13 protein-coding genes are annotated in these 16,150 nt (G+C 65.8%); 4 read left to right on the forward strand and 9 right to left on the reverse strand.

What is annotated here, in order from left to right; genetic code table 11:
* Window positions 1-38 precede the first annotated feature (38 nt).
* Together Y882_RS02005 and Y882_RS02010 are read right to left on the reverse strand one after the other, a co-directional pair.
* Window positions 39-1,166: a glycosyltransferase gene (locus Y882_RS02005; RefSeq protein ID WP_046970254.1), complete on the reverse strand. Its 1,128-nt coding sequence runs from the start codon at window positions 1,164-1,166 to the stop codon at window positions 39-41.
* A 97-nt stretch (window positions 1,167-1,263) separates the two neighbouring features.
* On the reverse strand, window positions 1,264-1,470 hold the full coding sequence (locus Y882_RS02010; protein WP_046970205.1) for a zinc-finger domain-containing protein: 207 nt from the start codon (window positions 1,468-1,470) through the stop codon (window positions 1,264-1,266).
* Between the two features lie 221 nt (window positions 1,471-1,691).
* On the opposite strand from Y882_RS02010, the gene Y882_RS02015 reads away from it, so the two are divergent.
* Window positions 1,692-2,831: a Yip1 family protein gene (locus tag Y882_RS02015; protein WP_046970206.1), complete on the forward strand. Its 1,140-nt coding sequence runs from the start codon at window positions 1,692-1,694 to the stop codon at window positions 2,829-2,831.
* A 59-nt stretch (window positions 2,832-2,890) separates the two neighbouring features.
* Here the strand turns inward: Y882_RS02015 and Y882_RS02020 are convergent, their stop codons facing one another.
* The gene (locus tag Y882_RS02020; RefSeq protein ID WP_046970207.1) at window positions 2,891-3,484 is read right to left on the reverse strand and encodes a YceI family protein; all 594 of its coding nucleotides are present in this window, start codon (window positions 3,482-3,484) and stop codon (window positions 2,891-2,893) included.
* Window positions 3,485-3,536: 52 nt separating this feature from the next.
* Complete coding sequence (locus Y882_RS02025) at window positions 3,537-4,130, reverse strand: malonic semialdehyde reductase (RefSeq protein WP_046970208.1); 594 nt, start codon at window positions 4,128-4,130, stop codon at window positions 3,537-3,539.
* A gap of 131 nt (window positions 4,131-4,261) precedes the next feature.
* On the opposite strand from Y882_RS02025, the gene Y882_RS02030 reads away from it, so the two are divergent.
* Entirely contained in the window at window positions 4,262-5,242 is a 981-nt protein-coding gene (locus Y882_RS02030) for a mitochondrial fission ELM1 family protein (RefSeq protein ID WP_046970209.1), read from the forward strand.
* A gap of 6 nt (window positions 5,243-5,248) precedes the next feature.
* Here the strand turns inward: Y882_RS02030 and glnE are convergent, their stop codons facing one another.
* Window positions 5,249-8,101 (reverse strand): bifunctional [glutamate--ammonia ligase]-adenylyl-L-tyrosine phosphorylase/[glutamate--ammonia-ligase] adenylyltransferase, encoded by a 2,853-nt coding sequence (glnE, locus tag Y882_RS02035; RefSeq protein ID WP_046970210.1) that lies wholly within the window; start codon window positions 8,099-8,101, stop codon window positions 5,249-5,251.
* A 240-nt stretch (window positions 8,102-8,341) separates the two neighbouring features.
* Here glnE and Y882_RS02040 point away from each other — a divergent pair, with 240 nt between their 5' ends.
* Window positions 8,342-10,243: an LTA synthase family protein gene (locus tag Y882_RS02040; RefSeq protein WP_046970211.1), complete on the forward strand. Its 1,902-nt coding sequence runs from the start codon at window positions 8,342-8,344 to the stop codon at window positions 10,241-10,243.
* Between the two features lie 243 nt (window positions 10,244-10,486).
* Window positions 10,487-10,780 carry a hypothetical protein gene (locus tag Y882_RS02045; protein WP_052949586.1) on the forward strand — a complete coding sequence of 98 codons (294 nt, stop codon included), beginning with the start codon at window positions 10,487-10,489 and terminating at the stop codon, window positions 10,778-10,780.
* 65 nt (window positions 10,781-10,845) lie between these two features.
* Here Y882_RS02045 and Y882_RS02050 read toward each other — a convergent pair whose 3' ends face one another.
* The 4 genes from Y882_RS02050 to Y882_RS02065 form a co-directional block, all read right to left on the reverse strand.
* The gene (locus Y882_RS02050; protein WP_244466161.1) at window positions 10,846-13,233 is read right to left on the reverse strand and encodes a TonB-dependent siderophore receptor; all 2,388 of its coding nucleotides are present in this window, start codon (window positions 13,231-13,233) and stop codon (window positions 10,846-10,848) included.
* A 118-nt stretch (window positions 13,234-13,351) separates the two neighbouring features.
* On the reverse strand, window positions 13,352-14,344 hold the full coding sequence (locus Y882_RS02055; protein WP_052949588.1) for a FecR family protein: 993 nt from the start codon (window positions 14,342-14,344) through the stop codon (window positions 13,352-13,354).
* Window positions 14,341-14,835, reverse strand: coding sequence for an RNA polymerase sigma factor (locus Y882_RS02060; protein ID WP_046970258.1), 495 nt, complete (start codon window positions 14,833-14,835; stop codon window positions 14,341-14,343). Before Y882_RS02060 ends, Y882_RS02055 begins: the two co-directional genes overlap by 4 nt.
* Window positions 14,836-14,894: 59 nt before the next feature.
* The gene (locus tag Y882_RS02065) at window positions 14,895-16,022 is read right to left on the reverse strand and encodes a VirK/YbjX family protein (RefSeq protein ID WP_156171301.1); all 1,128 of its coding nucleotides are present in this window, start codon (window positions 16,020-16,022) and stop codon (window positions 14,895-14,897) included.
* Between the last annotated feature and the right edge of the window lie 128 nt (window positions 16,023-16,150).

The following is a 16,150-nucleotide window of genomic DNA, read 5'->3' on the forward strand; positions in this document are numbered from 1 at the left end:
TTGTAGGTGAGTCGCCGTACTGACGACGCCGGGCCAGGTCAGGCCGCGGTGAGCTCGTCGTACAAGGCCAGGGTGGCCTGCTGCATGTCGGTGAGGCGGTAGTTCTGCAGCATCGGGATGGGCGGCGCCACGCGCAGCAGCTCGGCGGCACGCTCCACCAGTCGCTCGCGGTCGGCGGGCGGCACGCGACCAGCCGGATACAACTCGGCCAGCAGCTCGCCCACGCCACCGTGCGCATAGCCCAGCACCGGACGGCACAGCGACAGCGCCTCGATCACCGTGCGGCCAAACGATTCGGGCTTGTTCGACAACTGCAGCACCAGCGAGGAGACCGCGTAGATGTCGCGCACATCCGAACGCGGCGGCGTCATCACCACCTGCGCTTCCAGTCCGCGCGTGCGCACGAGATGGCGCAGCTCTTCCACGTAGGCCTCGCGGCCGGGCTCGATCACGCCCAGCAACAGCAGGCGCACGTCGATGCCGCGACGCTTGAGTTCGGCCACCAGCTCGATGGCGTCGTGGTGGCCCTTCAGGCGCGTGCCGCGGCCCGGCAGGGTCAACAGCGGACCGCCGGCCAGCGCGGGAAACTCGGCAAAGAACGCCTTCACCCAGTTGTCGTCCGGCCGATGCCCATAGGGAAACGCATCCGGATCGATGCCGCGCGGGATCACCCGCACGCGGGCCGGTTCCAGCCAGGGGTAATGGCTGAGCATGAAATCGCGCAGCGTCTGCGATACCGCAATCACGCGCTCGCCGCGCAGCAGGATGGCGCTGTAGCGGCCGGGCGAATTGAGGCCATGCACCGTGGTCACGAAATGCGGCGCCGGCTTCATGCCCTTGATGGCCCACCAGCCCAGCCAGGCCGGCAGGCGCGAACGGGCATGCACGATGTCGGGCTTGAGCTCGCGCAGCAGCCTGCGCAGCGCACCGACCTTCATGAAGGTGCCCAGCGACTTGCGGCCGATATCCAGGGTGATGTGACGGCTACCTTCGGCTTCCAGCTGCGACACCATGCGGCCACCGGCGGAAATCACGATGGACTGATGGCCGGCCTGGACCAACGCACGGGCAATCTCCAGCGCGGACCGCTCCGCCCCGCCCGACTGCAGGGCAGGGATCAGCTGGACCACGGTCAGAGACCGCGCTGGCGTTGCGATTGCTGACATGATTTGTTCGAAAGGTGCCTTCATTCCTAGAGGCAAGCAGCAATCGTGCCGAAATACGCGGCCGATATGGTTTCAGTTGTAACTTTCGAGGTCGAAATCAGTCGCGAAGCACGTAATGCGCGCCGCAATAAGGACATGTGGATTCACCACCGTCCTCCACGATCGGCAAATAGACCTTCGGATGGGAGTTCCACAGCGCCATGCCGGGCATCGGACAGGACAGCGGAAGGTCCGAGCGCGTCACTTCGTAACGATTTTCGGCATTTGCCGGGATCAGCGGGGCAGCCGCAGGGGAACGCGACATGGGGTCAAACTCCATCAGGACACCAGACCCACCATGTTAGCAGGCCAACCTCACATCGCGGCGCGGCGGGCGTCGGACTGCGACCTAGGGCATAGTGCGGGCGACCGATGTCGAGGGCTTCCCCGGCGACCGAGAATGCCCTCGCGTACGGGAAACGAACGGCCCGTGATCCGACAGCCGGTGGATGGCGGGAACTGCCACATCCTGAAGCAGGAGCCGTCATGGACTTCGGAAAGATCTTAAGTCGCATCAAGGCCATCCTCAGCTCGCCACAGACCGAGTGGCCAGTGATTGCCGCCGAGCCCGACACCGTCGGCGGACTGTTCCGCAACTACATCTGTGTCGTCGCCGCCCTACCGGTGATCGCCTACTTCATCCGTGGCAACCTGATCGGCCACGGCGGCTGGGGCATGCACATACACACGCCGCTGGGCCTGGGCCTGCTCGGGCTGGTCCTGCATTACCTGCTGACCCTGGTCGTGGTCTATCTGGTCGCGCTGATCGTCAATGCATTCGCGCCGAGTTTCGGTGGTACCAAGGACTCCGTGCAGGCGCTCAAGACGGTGGCCTATGCCTGGACGGCCGGATGGGTCGCCGGCATCGCGATCATCATTCCGTGGCTCGGCTGGCTGGTGGCGATCGCCGGCGTGATCTACGGGATCTATCTGCTCTATCTCGGACTGCCGCACACCATGCGCTGCCCACCCGAACGGGCCGGTGGCTACACCGCCGTCATCGTGATCATCGGGATCGTGCTGACTTGGATCGTGGGCTTAATCATGACCGGCATCATCGGCACTGCGGCGCTTACGGGCGCGTCGATGGCAGGCCTCCACGCGACCCGCGGCGAAGGAACCACGGCGACCGTCGATGCGGACAGCACGCTGGGCAAGACCGTGGCCGTGTCGCTGTCACCGGAGACCTTGCGCGGCTTCCTGCCCGAGCAACTCGACGGCATGAAGCGCAGCGACTTCAATGCCCAGCGCTCCGGCGCCATGGGCATGCAGATATCGACTGCGTATGCCAACTACAGCGACGGCAAGGACCGCAGCATCAAGATCGAGCTGGCCGACACCGGCAATATGCGCGGCATGATGGCGATGGCCGGCGCCATGGCCCACTCCAGTGAACAAGAGTCCGACCACGGCTACGAAAAGACCTATACCGACCACGATCGCCTGGTGCACGAAGCGTGGAACTCGCAGACCAAGACGGGCGAATTCGGCGTGATCGTGGCCAGCCGTTTCTCGGTCAAGGCAAGCGGCAGCGGCGCCAGCATGGATGACTTGAAGCGGGCCGTGAACGACATGGACCTGGACAAGCTGTCGGCACTCAAGGACGAAGGCGTCAGCAATCGTTGATCGCGAAAAGAACAGGCCCGCGCTCGTAAGCGCGGGCCTGCTCATGCCCAGCGTTGGGCTTACTTGGCGGCGTCGGCCTTCGGCACCGAAGCCTCGGTGGTGATGTGGATCTTGATCTCGTCGCTGACGTTCGGCACGTAAGCGCCCACGCCGAAGTCAGAACGCTTGAGCGAGGCCGTGGCATCGAAGCCTACCGTCGCCGTCTTCATCATCGGATGCTCGCCGCTCTTGTTGAGGGTGGCGTCCAGCGTCACCGGCTTGGTCACGCCGTGCACGGTCAGATCACCCGTGACCTTGTACTTGTTGCCGCCAGCGGCCTGCACCTTGGTGCTCTTGAAGGTGACGGTCGGGTACTTGTCGGCGTCGAAGAAGTCCGGCTTCTTCAGGTGCTCGTCGAGCGCGCTCACATGCGTGTCGAGGTTGGCCAGCGGCAGGGTGACGTCGACGGACGACTTGGAGGCGTCCTTGTCGTCGAACACGATGGTGCCGTTGCCCAGGCCGAGGTTGGCGGTGGGGTTGGAGAAACCGAAGTGGTTCCAGCTGAACAGGACCATGGTGTGGCCCGGATCCATCTTGTAGGTCACCGGAGCGGCCTGGACGGACACGGCAGTGCTGATCAGGCCAGCAAGAACGAGGTAACGAAGTGCACGCATGGGTTGAATCTCCATTGGGTTGGGGGTTGCTGAATCGATGCCGATGACGGCTTCAGGCGATCCGGCAAGCTTCTTCGAACGAGAGGCGCGGGCTGCGCGGGAACAGGTCGCGGCTGGCATCGCCATAGCCGATGTTGACCAGGAAGTTGGACTTCACCGTGGTGCCCGCAAAAAAGGCGTTGTCCACGCCGGCATTGTCGAAGCCGGACATGGGGCCGCAATCCAGGCCCACCGCACGCGCGGCGAGCATCAGGTAGGCGCCCTGCAGCGAACCGTTGCGGAAAGCGGTGACATCGATCAGCGGCTGGTTGCCGGCGAACCAGCTGCGCGCATCGGCGTGCGGAAACAGGTGCGGCAGCTTTTCGTAGAACTCGTGGTCGGTGCCGACGATGGCGGTGACCGGCGCGGCCAGGGTCTTGGCGCGATTGCCGTCGGACAGGAACGGCGCCAGCTTGTCCTTGGCCTCCTTGGATTTCACGAAGACCACACGCATCGGCGAGGAGTTGGCGCTGGTGGGGCCGAACTTGGCCAGCTCGTAGATCGCGTGCAGTTGCTCGTCCGTGACTTCTTTGGGCAGCCACGCGTTATACGTGCGTGCCGTGCGAAACAATTGGTCGAAGGTCGCCTCGGAAAGCTTCTCGCTCATGGGTATCCTGTGGGCATGGCGCGCCGGTATCGGCGCAACGACCTCAAGTGTAAGCGGGGTCGATGGCAAACAGGACCCAGGCCAATGGAACGAACTGTACCGTCCGGGGAAACAATGCGGCGGCCAGGACCATGCTGAAGCCCCGCGGCGACTGCTGGGTCATCACCGATGGCGCGGCCGGCAACCAGCGCCAGGCGCTGGCGCTGGCCGAGCTGCTGGAGATGCCCGTGCGGCACCTGCAACTGGCGCCCGCAGCGCCCTGGTCGTGGCTGGCGCCTCATCTCACGCTGGGCGCCCGGCTGGCGCTTGATCCCACCCAGCGCCGGCAATTCGCCCCGCCGTGGCCGGCGGTGGCGATCGGCTGCGGACGATCCGCCGCGCTCTACACCCGCCTGCTGCGCTCGCTCAGCGGCGGTGCCTGTTACACGGTGCAGATTCTTGATCCGCGGGTTGATCCTGCGCACTGGGACACGGTGATCGCGCCCCAGCACGACCAGCTGACCGGCCGCAACGTGATCCGCCCGCTGGGCTCGCTCAATCCGGTGGACGAAGCCTGGCTGCAGGATGGCCGCGAGGCCGATCCCGCTTTTGCTGCATTGCCGAGCCCGCGGATAGGCGTCCTGCTGGGCGGACCGCGCAAGGGCGTGACCTTCAACGAGGCCTACATCGACCAGTTGATCAGCGGCCTGCATGCGCGGCGTCGCCAGGATGGCGGCAGCCTGCTGGTGCTGGCCTCGCGACGCACGCCGCCGGCCTTGGTGGAACGCATGCGCCAGGGCCTGGGCGACGTGCCCGGGCTCGTATGGTCCGGCAGCAACGACGGCGGCAACCCGTATCCCGGCGTGCTGGGCTGGGCCGATCGCCTGGTGGTCACGCCCGACTCGGTCAACATGCTGTCCGAAGCCTGTGCCGTGGGCTGCCCGGTGCACACCTTTGTGGTCGGTACGCTGCCGGACAAACTCGAGCGCTTTCACCGCGCGCTGCGCGAGGCCGGACTGCTGCATGCGCTCGATGCCAGCGATACCCCGCCGGTGCCGCCGCTGCGCGTCACCAACACCATTGCCGCGACGCTGCGCGAACTCATCGTACGCAGACAGAACCAGACGGCCTGAGCCGCCTCAGAAGCGAAAGCCCAACTCGGTCGTCACTTCCTTCACGCTGCTGCTGAGGCGATCCAGTTCGCCGTCGCGCGGCGAGATGCGCGAGCGCAGATCCAGCGTGCAGGCAAGCGCGCGATGCAGCAGTTCGGCGTGCGCTTCGGCGAATACGCCGGCCTGCCGGCCATCGAGCAGGCCCGCATTGCGGCAGGCTTCGATCAACCCCGCATTGGCGGTGATGTTGAGCAGGGCGGGACGTTCCGACGCGTGCGCCAGCACCAGCCCCTGCAGCGCGAACTCGATGTCCAGCAGACCGCCATGACCTTGCTTGAGATCGAATAACTGTGCATCCGAGCGGTCGCGCTCCGCACGCCAACGCTGGCGCATGCTGCTCACCTCCTGCAGGACCGACGCACGCTCGCGCGGCACGGCCAGCACATCGCGGCGCACGGTGGCGAGATCGGCGTGCAGTGCGGCATCGCCCGCAATCGGACGAGCGCGCAGCAGCGCCTGATGTTCCCACGTCCAGGCGCGGCTCTTCTGGTAGGCCTCGAACGCATCGAGGCTGCTCACCAGCAGACCTTTCGAACCATCGGGCCGCAGGCGCGTATCCACTTCATACAGGCGCCCCGCGCGGGTGAGCACGGTCAGCCAGTTCATCACGCGCTGGGCCAGGCGCTGATACCAGCGCGAACCTTCCAGCGGACGCGCACCATCGCTCATCGCGTGCGCGCGCTTGCTGTCGTAGACGAACACCAGGTCCAGGTCCGAGGCAAAACCCAGCTCCTCGCCGCCCAGGCTGCCGTAGCCAAGCACCGCAAAGCCGATGCCGTCGCCGGGCAGACGACCATGCTGCGCAGCGAGTTCGCGCTCCGCCAAGGCAGTGACAGCCAGCACGATGGATTCGGCCAGTACGGCCAGACGCCGCGCCGTGGCGACGGCATCGGCGCGGCCATCGCTGAAAGCCAGACCCAGGCGAAACGCCACGCTCGCCTTGAATTCATTGAGGCGTTCGAGCTCAGCCTCAGCCTCACGCTCGTCCAGCGTGGCCAGCACGCGGGTGATTTCCGCGCTGATGTCCGCACGTTTGAGCGGCAATTGGTCGATGCGCGGATCGAGCACGTCGTCCAGCAGCAAGGGCTGCGCGATCACGCGCTCGGCGAGGAACGCGTTCTCGGCAAACAAGCGCGCCAGCCGCAGTCGGGCCGCCGGCTGCTCTTCAAGCAGGGCGAGATAGGACGAACGCCGCGCCACCGCCTGCACCAGGCGGCACAGACGAAGCAGGCAGGCGACCGGCGCCACGCTGTTGCGCGCCACGGCGAGCAACTGCGGCATCAGCCGGTCGAGCTGCTCGCGCGAACGCTGCGGCATGGCCCGCACGGAAGCGGCCTGGCTCAATTTCAGCAAGGCTTCGGCCGCTTCACCGCCCGGCGTGAAGCCGGATGCTTCCATCAGGCCGGCGTTGAGCGTTTCGGCACACGCCTGCTGCCACAGCGCCACGTCGGCTACCGGCGCCGCCGCGGTTCGTCCGCCCTGCGGCATCAGCACTTCGGCAAATTCTTCGCTGACCTTAGCGCGATGGGCTGCGAGCTGTTCTTCCAACTCCTCCCAGCTGCCAAGGCCAAGCCCGAGCGCGATGCGCTCACGACTGAGCGCGTCGGCGGGAATATCGTGCGTCTGCGCATCGCGCAGCATCTGCACACGATTCTCCACGCGGCGCAGAAACACATAGGCTTCGCGCAATTCGCGCGCACGCGCCGCGCTGATATGGCCGCGCGCTTCGCAGGCGGTGAGTGCGGGCAGCAGGCCGCGCACGCGCAGGCTGGGCTCGCGGCCGCCGCGGATCAACTGCACCAGTTGGACGATGAACTCGATCTCGCGGATGCCACCGGGCCCAAGTTTGAGGTTGTCCGCCAGGTCCTTGCGCGCCACTTCGGCGTCGATCAGCGATTTCATCTCGCGCAAGCCCGCGAAGGCGGTGTAGTCGAGATACTTGCGATAGACAAAGGGTCGCAGCAGATCCTGCAGCTCCTTGCCCGCATGGCGATCACCGGCCACGGGACGCGCCTTGATCCACGCGTAGCGTTCCCAGTCGCGGCCCTCGCTCTGGTAGTACTGCTCCATCGCCGAGAACGGCAAGGCGAGTCGGCCTGCATTGCCGAAGGGACGCAGGCGCAGGTCCACGCGCGCACAGATGCCGTCGACGGTAGGTTCGTTGAGCAGGCGCACCAGCTGGCGCGCGAGGCGCACGAAGTACTCGCTGTTGTCCAGCGTACGCGCGCCGTCGCTCTGCCCGCTGTGCGGATAGGCCAGCACCAGATCGATGTCCGAGGAGAAATTCAGCTCGCTGCCGCCGAGCTTGCCGAAGCCCACCACCACCATGCGCTGCAGCGCGCCGTCGTGGCTGCGGCTGTGCCCATAACGCTCAGCCAGCGCGCGTTCGGACCACTGCAGCGAGGAGGCCAGCAGCACTTCGTAGAGCACGCTGGTGGCGGACAGGGTCTCGGGCAATTCATCGAGCCCGTTCACATCGCGGAACACCAGGCGCAAGGCCTCGGCATGGCGGAAGCGCCGCAGCTGGGTCAGGCAGGCGGCCTCGTCGTCGGCAAGCTTCAGCGCGTCGATGCGCGCGCTGGCGTCGCTGCCCGAGCGCAGGCGCTCAAGCCCTTGCGGCGCAAGCAGCTGCGGTTGACGCAGCCAGGTATCGAAGGCGAAGTCGCTGGCGAGCAAGGTACGCCGAATGCGTTCGGCCACGCCGGCATCGTCGTGCAGGGGCACGCCCATCTGGCGGCAGCGCGCGATCAGGTCGCGGTAGCGGTCGTCGATCAGCGCACGCAGCGCGGGGGATTCGGTGGGCCTATGGATCACAGTCATCCGGTCATTCTGCCGCAGAGTCCTGCGCCTTGCTGCGCACGCACTCAAGCCAGGGTTGCGCAGTATGACCGGCGCATGACCGGATACCGCAAGCTCCACCGATGGCGTGCACGCTGACTACGCATCGGGCGTTGCCATCAAGGCAGCCACGGGATACGTGCCCGTTCCACCAACGAATGGTTCAGATCCAGGACATTACATTCCCGTTTCCGAGCCATGACAGCCAGCCCACAGGGTGCCATGACCACCTCACCGACTCCAGCCGCGCTGCGTGCGCGCTCCCTGCCCGCCCGGCTTGCGCTGGTGTTTGCGCTGGGCATCGTGTTCACGCTGTTGACCGGGATGGTCGACGGCGGTATCGGCGTGGGCCCGATGCAGGCGCTCAACCAGCCGCTGTTTCTCCTCGCCAACGCCTTGCCGGGCCTGCTGCTGGCCTCGCTGCTGCTGGTGTTGAGCCGCCGTGCGTTGCTGTCGTTCGGCCTCGCTTTTCTGCTGCAGACGGTGGTCTACGCGATCAACGCGCTGAAGGTGAGCAATCTCAACACGCCGCTGATGCCCGCCGATTTCCGCATGTTGGGCCAGCTGCGACGCGGCGGCCTGAAGTTGTTGGGCAGCTATCTGCCAGCCAGCCCCTGGCCTTATCTCGCGCTGCTGGCCGCCGTGGCCATCATCGTGGTCGCATGGCGCATCGAACCACCGATGTTTGCGCGCCGCACGCGCGGCAAGCGGCTGGCGTCCGGCGTGGCCTTGCTGCTGCTGATGGGCACGCTCATCGCGGGCCTGCCCGGCTGGATGAAGCTCTATGGCGGCCACCACCTGTGGATGGAACCGTGGTCGGCCACGGCCACGGCCGACCATTCGGGTCTGGTCAGTTCGCTGGTGATGTTCCACCTGCATCAGGGCCATGCGCGCAAGAAGGCCGACCCGGCAGCCGCGCTGCAGCTGATCGAACGGTCCGATCTTGCACTGCGCGAATACCTGCAGGCGCCGCTGCGCAACAACGGCGAGGAACCGGACATCGTGGTGGTGCAGAGCGAGTCGTTCTTCGATCCATCAATCATGAAGGGTTACGAGCACGCGGATCTCACGCCGAATCTGCACCGCCTTGCCGCACAAGGCGAGAGCGGCCCGCTGCATGTGCCCACCTATGGCGGCGGCACCATCCGCACCGAGTTCGAAGTGCTCACGGGTTTGTCGCTGCGCTACTTCGACGACATGCAGTTCCCGTATCTGCAGATGAATCACAAAGTGGTGCCGAGCATGGTGCGCGTGCTGCGCTCGCATGGCTACGAAACCATCGCCGTGCATGGCAACGACCCGCGCTTCTGGAATCGCAACACGGCGTTCCAGGCGATCGGTTTCGACCGCTTCGTGTCGCGCTCGTCCTTCCCCGCCCATGCGGCGATAGATGGGCAGTACATGGCCGACAGCGCGATGACCGATGAAATCATGGCGCAGCTCAAGAATGCCGGTCCGCCCCAGTTCCTGTTTGCGATCAGCATCGAGGCGCACGGTCCCTATGACGTGCCCCCGGCGCACAGCGCCGAGCGCGACGCCATCGCCGTGCCCGCCGGCGTCACCGGCCAGAACAAGCTTGAGCTGCAGAATTATCTGTACCACATGCGCCACGCCGACCAGGAGCTGGGTCGACTGGCCGAGCTGCTGGCGCAGCGTGAGCGCCCGACGCTGCTGCTGTTCTATGGCGACCATCTCCCCGCGCTGACTGATACCTACAACACCACCGGTTTCGTCGACGGCAAGGACATGCTCAGCCAGCCCGGCACCTGGCTACTGGTCAATCCACGCAATCCCTCGCTGCCCAAGCGCGAGGCGCTGGCCTCCTGGATGCTGCCCGGGCGCCTGCTTGAGCAGGCCGGCGTGCGCGACGACGCCTATTTCGCACTGACGCAAGTGATTGCACCGCAGCTCGCCGCGCTGACCCACGCACCCGGCGCGCCACCGGAAGCCGAAGACAACTCCGAGCATCAGGAAGACGACGACATGGCCAACGTTGCCCTGCTGCGCATGAAGGGCAAGCTCGACGCGCTCTGGCCCAAGGCGGAAGCGCAGACGGCGGGTCTGCTCGAAGAGGCGCCGCTCAACCGGGCGGGCGAGGTCGAGTCGACCGGCGCGCAGCAATAACGGCATCCTAACGCGCGAATCGGAATGGACGTCCAAACGAAATGAGCGTGGCGGCTGTTTTCCAGGCTTTTCAAGCGGTACGAAAACGCTTTCTGCGCTGCTTCATAACCAGGATTCAGCGATCTGTCTGCGCGCTAAAGGGAGCCGGTTCGGTTCAGCTTCGGTATGGCGATGTGCGTCTAGCTTCGATTCCAGCCACGAAGCAACGCCTTCGCTGGCATTCCCACACTGGAGGTTTACCTCATGCGCAAGACCATGCTCGCCGCTCTCCTCGTCACCGCCGCTTCCGTCCTGACCGTTCCCGCGTTTGCACAGGACGCCGCTGCGGCGATGAAGACCGAAGCCAGCGCGACCACCGCCGGCGCGGCAGCGAAGGACACGGCCAAGGCCAGCGATCAGGCCGTCAGCAAGACCACCGACACCGCGCACAAGGCTGCCAAGCACAGCGGCCACAAGGCCAAGGCTGCAGCGACGGACGCCACCAAGACTGATGGCGGCAAGCCTGAGGCAGCCGCTCCGGCCGCCGCCCAGCAGTAAGTAGCGACGCACGATGTAAACCCAAACCCCGGGAGGCGACTCCCGGGGTTTTTCGTGGGCAGGCATCAGAAGTCGTACGTGCCCGACAGCATCACGCTGCGATGCGTGCGCAGCGGCACATAGGTTTCATTGAAGTCCGCCGAATACAGGTCGCGCGCGAACAGGTTCTTGACGCCCAGCGTCATGCGCCAGCGATCGGTGCGATAGGACACATTGGCATCGACTTCCGCCTGACCCGGCGACGGGAAGTACGTGGAATAGTCCAGGCTCTGCCCCAGCGAACGGCTCCGCGCCTGCACACCAGCGGCGATGCCCCAGCCCTGCAGGGCGCTGCCCTGGAACCAGTAGCTGGCCCACAGGTTGAAGCGCTGGCGCGGCGCGCCGGTCGGCTGCGTGCCGTCGTGGTTGCTGATCTGGGCGTTGGTGTAGCTGCTGCTGATGTCCAGGCCAGGCGACACGCGGCCTGAGAATTCGATCTCCACGCCGCGATTGGTTTGCCCTGGTCCGAAGCTGGCGATGTTCGGCATGGCTTCGAGAAACAGGTAACTGTGGTCGAGCATGATGCGGTACAGCGACACGGTCAGCCACGCCTGCTCGTGGAACAGGTTGAACTTGGCGCCCGCTTCCAGCTGGCGTGACAGCGCCGGCACCAGCGGCCGACCGTTCTCACCCAGGTACGACAGCGGCTGGAAGCCATTGCTGGTGAAGCCGTACACCGCGACGTCGGGGGTCAGCTTGTAGACGATGCCGGCGTTGGGCACCCACTTGATGCGCTTGGGCGTCCACGGATTGCCTTGCTCGTCGGTGGTCGACACCTCGTAGGCGGAACGGCGCAAGCCCACCAGCATGTCCCAGCGTTCGCCCAGCGCGAGCTGATCCTGCAGGAACAGTCCGTTGTCCACCGACCATGGCGTGCCAGACAGCGGGACGTTGTCTTCCGGCTGCACCACCGCGGAGACGCGCGGCAGCGCGGCGTCACTGAAGAGGTTGTAGACGCCGTTGTTGTACGAATGCCAGAAGTCGTCGGTGCGACCCACGCGCGAACGCGAATAGTCCATGCCCAGCGTCACCGTATGCGTCACCGGTCCGGTGCCGAACACGCGGATGAAATCGTTCTGCAGCGAGTAGTAGGTGTCGTTGTAGCGATAGGCTTCCGCGTAGGGCGAGACATTGCCAAGCGGCGTGGGGTTGTACAGCGTCCAGCTCTGCAGATCGTTCTGCTGTTGGACGTACTGCCCGCGGCTGCGCCAGGTCCAGGCGTTGCCCAGTTGCTGGTCGAGCAGGTAGTACAGCCGATTGGTCTGGTAGTTGGCGTAGTCGTATTCGTTGCCGGTCAGCAAGCCGAACGGCGTGGCGCTGGACAACGTGTCGCCGAGCATGACCACATGGTCGGGGATGGGCAGGCGATTGACGATGCGTTGCGCGCCCACCACCAGCTGGGTGCCCCCGCTGGTCCAGCCGATCGACGGCGCCAGGTAACCGCTGCGACGATTGCGGTAGCCCTGCGGCGTGCGGTCGGCGTAGTCGCCCGACATGACCAGTCGATAGGTGAGACCCGACACATGGCCCAGCGGCCCCGTCATGTCCAGACCGGCCTGCACCATGCCCTGCTGGCCCAGCGTGTAGCTGACCTCGTGCACGGGCTCGCTTTGCGGCTGCTTGGTGGTGACGTTGACCAGGCCGCCGAAGCTGTTGCCGGTGGAGTCGCCGAGGATCGACTGTGGCCCCTTGATCACTTCCACGCGTTCCAGGCCGATCAGCGGCGGGAAGTCGCCCGAACCCGCATTGCTGTTGGGCATGCCATCGATCAGGCCGTTGCCGGTGTAGAAGCCGCGGATCTGGAACAACGGCAGGCCGTCGGAGCCTTCGACGAATGCCACGCCCGCCACGTTGCGCACGGCGTCTTCCACGGTGAGCGACTGCTGCGAATCCATCAGCTCGCGCGTGACCACGCTCACCGATTGCGGCACGTCGATCAGGTCCGCGTCGTTGCGCGACCCCACGCTGGTGAGCGAGGCCTTGAAGCCCACGTCGCGGCCGAGCAAGGCATTGGCTTCGACCGGCGTCAGCAGCTTGGCTTCCTGTCGCGGCTTGGGCGACGCCGTGTTTCCCGGAGACGCGGGCAAGGTCACCACCACGGTGCCCTGGTCGGTGAATTCGTATACCAGTCCCGTGCCTTCGAGCAGCTTCGACAGCGCCGTCGGCGCACTGAGCTTGCCGGTGGCGCCAAGCGAACGAAAACGCGCGATGGTGCAGCCTGCCGTAAGCACCTGCACATTGGCCTGCTGGCCAAAAGCGATCAGCGCAGTGGCTAGCGGCTGCGCGGGTATCGAGAAATCGAGGGTTGCCGCTTCAGACTTTTCTGACGCGCGCGCGATGCATGCACCTGGCACCGCCAGGCACGCAAACATCCACAGGCCGCCGGACAGCAGCAGCTTCGCACGCTTCCTCATAGTCCCCGCTTCATGACAAGCGAAAACGCTGAGTTTGACATGCGCAGCAGCTGTTGTGCGCTCACGTCATCCGCGTGAACGCATACTTTCGAGAGGCTTGCTGATCAGCACGACGGCATCATCGTTGGGCCGGTTTTCGCCGCGCGTCCGACAGCACGGTCTGGCCGCCGCTGTCATTCACCTGCAGCGGCAACACCTGCGGCAAGGCGTGCAGCCAGTCGTCGATGGCGTCGGTCTTGACCGTACCGGTAAACGTTAGCGCTTTCAGATCGGCGTCGGCGATCTGGAGCGGCTGCGCGCGATAGCGATTGATATTGGCCACCACGACCGCCAGCGGTTCGTTGTCGAATTCCAGCCGCTCATGGCGCCAGGCCGCGGCATTGGCCGGGTCGCTGGCAATCAAGTTCATCGCCGCGCGCGAGGGGTCGTAGATCACCGATTGGCCCGCCACGGCCTCGAGACTGTTGTGCGCGCCACCGGAGGCATCGGCCACGCGCACGCGCCCTTCGGCCATGGCGACGGTGACGTACTTGCCGGTGCGGCGTACGTTGAACGCGGTGCCGATATCCTCGATCGTGACGTCGCCCGCGCGCACTTCAAAAGGTCGCGCGGCATCGTGCACCACCTCGAAATAGGCTTCGCCCTCGGTCAGCTCCACCAGGCGACGGCCGCGGCTGAAGCGGGTGCTCATCTGGGTCGCGCCGCCCAGCGTCACGCGGGTGCCGTCGTCCAGTGTCACGTTGCGTTGCGCGGCAAGGGCGCTGGCATAGGTTTGCGAGGTGGCGGCGCCTTGCAGGGCGCTCCAGCCGACGTAGCCGCCCACCGCCAGCACCAGCGCAGCTGCGGCGGCGGCCGGCAGCCACCAGCGGCGTGCAGCTACCTGCGCTGGCGCAAATTCGGCGATCAGCTGCTCGCGCGAGACCTCGCCTAGCGTATGCAGGCGTGCCGCCAGCTCGGTCACGCGCTCGAACGCCGCCAGGTGCTCGAGGTCTTCCTCGGCCCAGGCCAGCCACTGCTCGGTGGTCCGGTCTGTCGCGGCGGGATCGCGCAGGCGCACCCACCAGTCGGCGGCGACACGCAGCGTTTGTTGTTTGGACGTATTGGCCATCATGGCATCTCCGGTTCGTCCACCCGCGCCCGGCAATGAGCCAGGGCATTGGCGACGTGATAGCGCACCATGCGCTCGCTGATCTTCATGGCCCGCGCGATCGCACTGATCTCGCGGCCATCGATGACGTGCATGACGAAGGCGCGCGCGGTCTTGGCCGGCAGCTCGCGCAACGCCTTGTACAACTCCTGCAGCTGCCCCGTGGCGTGCACGTGGCGTTCGGGAATGGGAGCGAGGTGCAGGTCCTCGTCCGGTGCGAGCAGCGGGTGATCGTTGCGCACCTGGCGCGCGCGCAGGCGGTCCACCGCCAGGTTGGAGGCGATGCGGAACAGGTAGGCGCGCAGCGAGTCCACCTGCTCGGGCCGCTCCATGGTCACCAGGCGCACGTACGCTTCCTGCGCGACTTCCTGCGCATCGGACACCGAGTTGAGACGGCACTGCAGGAACGCCACAAGCGCGCGGTTGTGGTCGCGAAACAGATCGGCGATACGCATCGCGAACGCCGGATCGAGGTTCACGCCTGCATTGGCAGGCGCGTTGGGAGGTTTATCCACTAGGCTGCCCTGGTTACGTCGGTGAGCGGCGGCACATCAGCCGCTGCCTCCGTCGCATCGCGCCACCACGGTACCGGGCGCAACGCGTCATTCAATAGCTTGACCGCTTCCCAGCGCAGCTCCGCACGGCGCCTGAACATGGCGCGGCGTTTGCTTTCCGTCTCCACTTCCGTACGGTGATGCAACCTGGCCGGGAGCAGGAACCAGCCACTTTCCACGGCGACGCCGCCCTGCTCCAGCCAGTAACCATCGTAGTCGGAAAACATCCGCGTACGTCCCTGCAGTGGATGCGACACGTTGCCGACCGCCAGGATCCGGCGCAGCCCGCACTGGCCCGCGAAGGCATACGCCAGCACCAGCAGCAGCTGCTTCGGGCGCATGCCGTGCATCTGGCGGGTCAGCTCGCGCACGGACTCGCGTGCATCCACACCCGTCGGCCCCTGGATGCAGCCAATGGCCAGGGTGTCGTCGTCGATCAGCGTCATCACCAGGCGATACAGCGTGCGGTCGTACGCGTCGGTCAACTCGATGGTGAGTTCGCCCTCGCAGGTCATCGGTGCCGCGGGGCGCAGATGCAGGCGCAGCTCGCTGCCGTCCTTGAGCCGCAGGGAACCGAGTGTGGCGCGACCGCGCACGTACACCGCCTCGAACAGCTCCGTCGACCAGCGCTGCAGCAACAGGCGGTAGTGCGCCTGCACGGCCAGCAGGCGATCCACGCGATGCCACTGGCGATTGACGAAGCGGTGCAGATGTCGCTCCTGCAGCCGCGGATCGCGCTCCACGCAGGCCTGCAATAGCGGATCGGACTGCAGGAAGGCGAGCAACCACTGGTGCAGCAGGGGCATCGATAGCGCCCGGGCCATATATTTCGCTGCGGCGAGCGCGCGCTGTCCCGGGCGTCCTGCCCAGTCGGTGCGCCCACGCAGGGAACGCCACCATACGGAGAGCCCAGGGTGGCCTTCCTTGGCCGCACTCTCCTTGGGTCCAGTCACCTGCGGGTCGGGGGAGCCCGCCCACCACAGTTCGCGCTCCAGGGAGCGTTGCGCCGCATAGGCGCAGCCGCTAGCGGCGAACACCAGGTCGGCGTCCAGGGGTTCCTCCCCAGGATGAAGATTCCGTTCGTTCAAGGCTCGCCGACCCGCATGGTGACTGTGACAAGGACTAAGACGGCCAGGCGAGTCAAAACGGAAATGATCGGAGCCACTTTTTTGGAATTTTTTTCGCGCCCAAAAGAAAACCCCGCACAAGGCGGGGT

The sequence above is a fragment of the Dyella japonica DSM 16301 genome (genome assembly GCF_001010355.1).
Classification (GTDB): Bacteria; Pseudomonadota; Gammaproteobacteria; order Xanthomonadales; family Rhodanobacteraceae; genus Dyella; species Dyella japonica.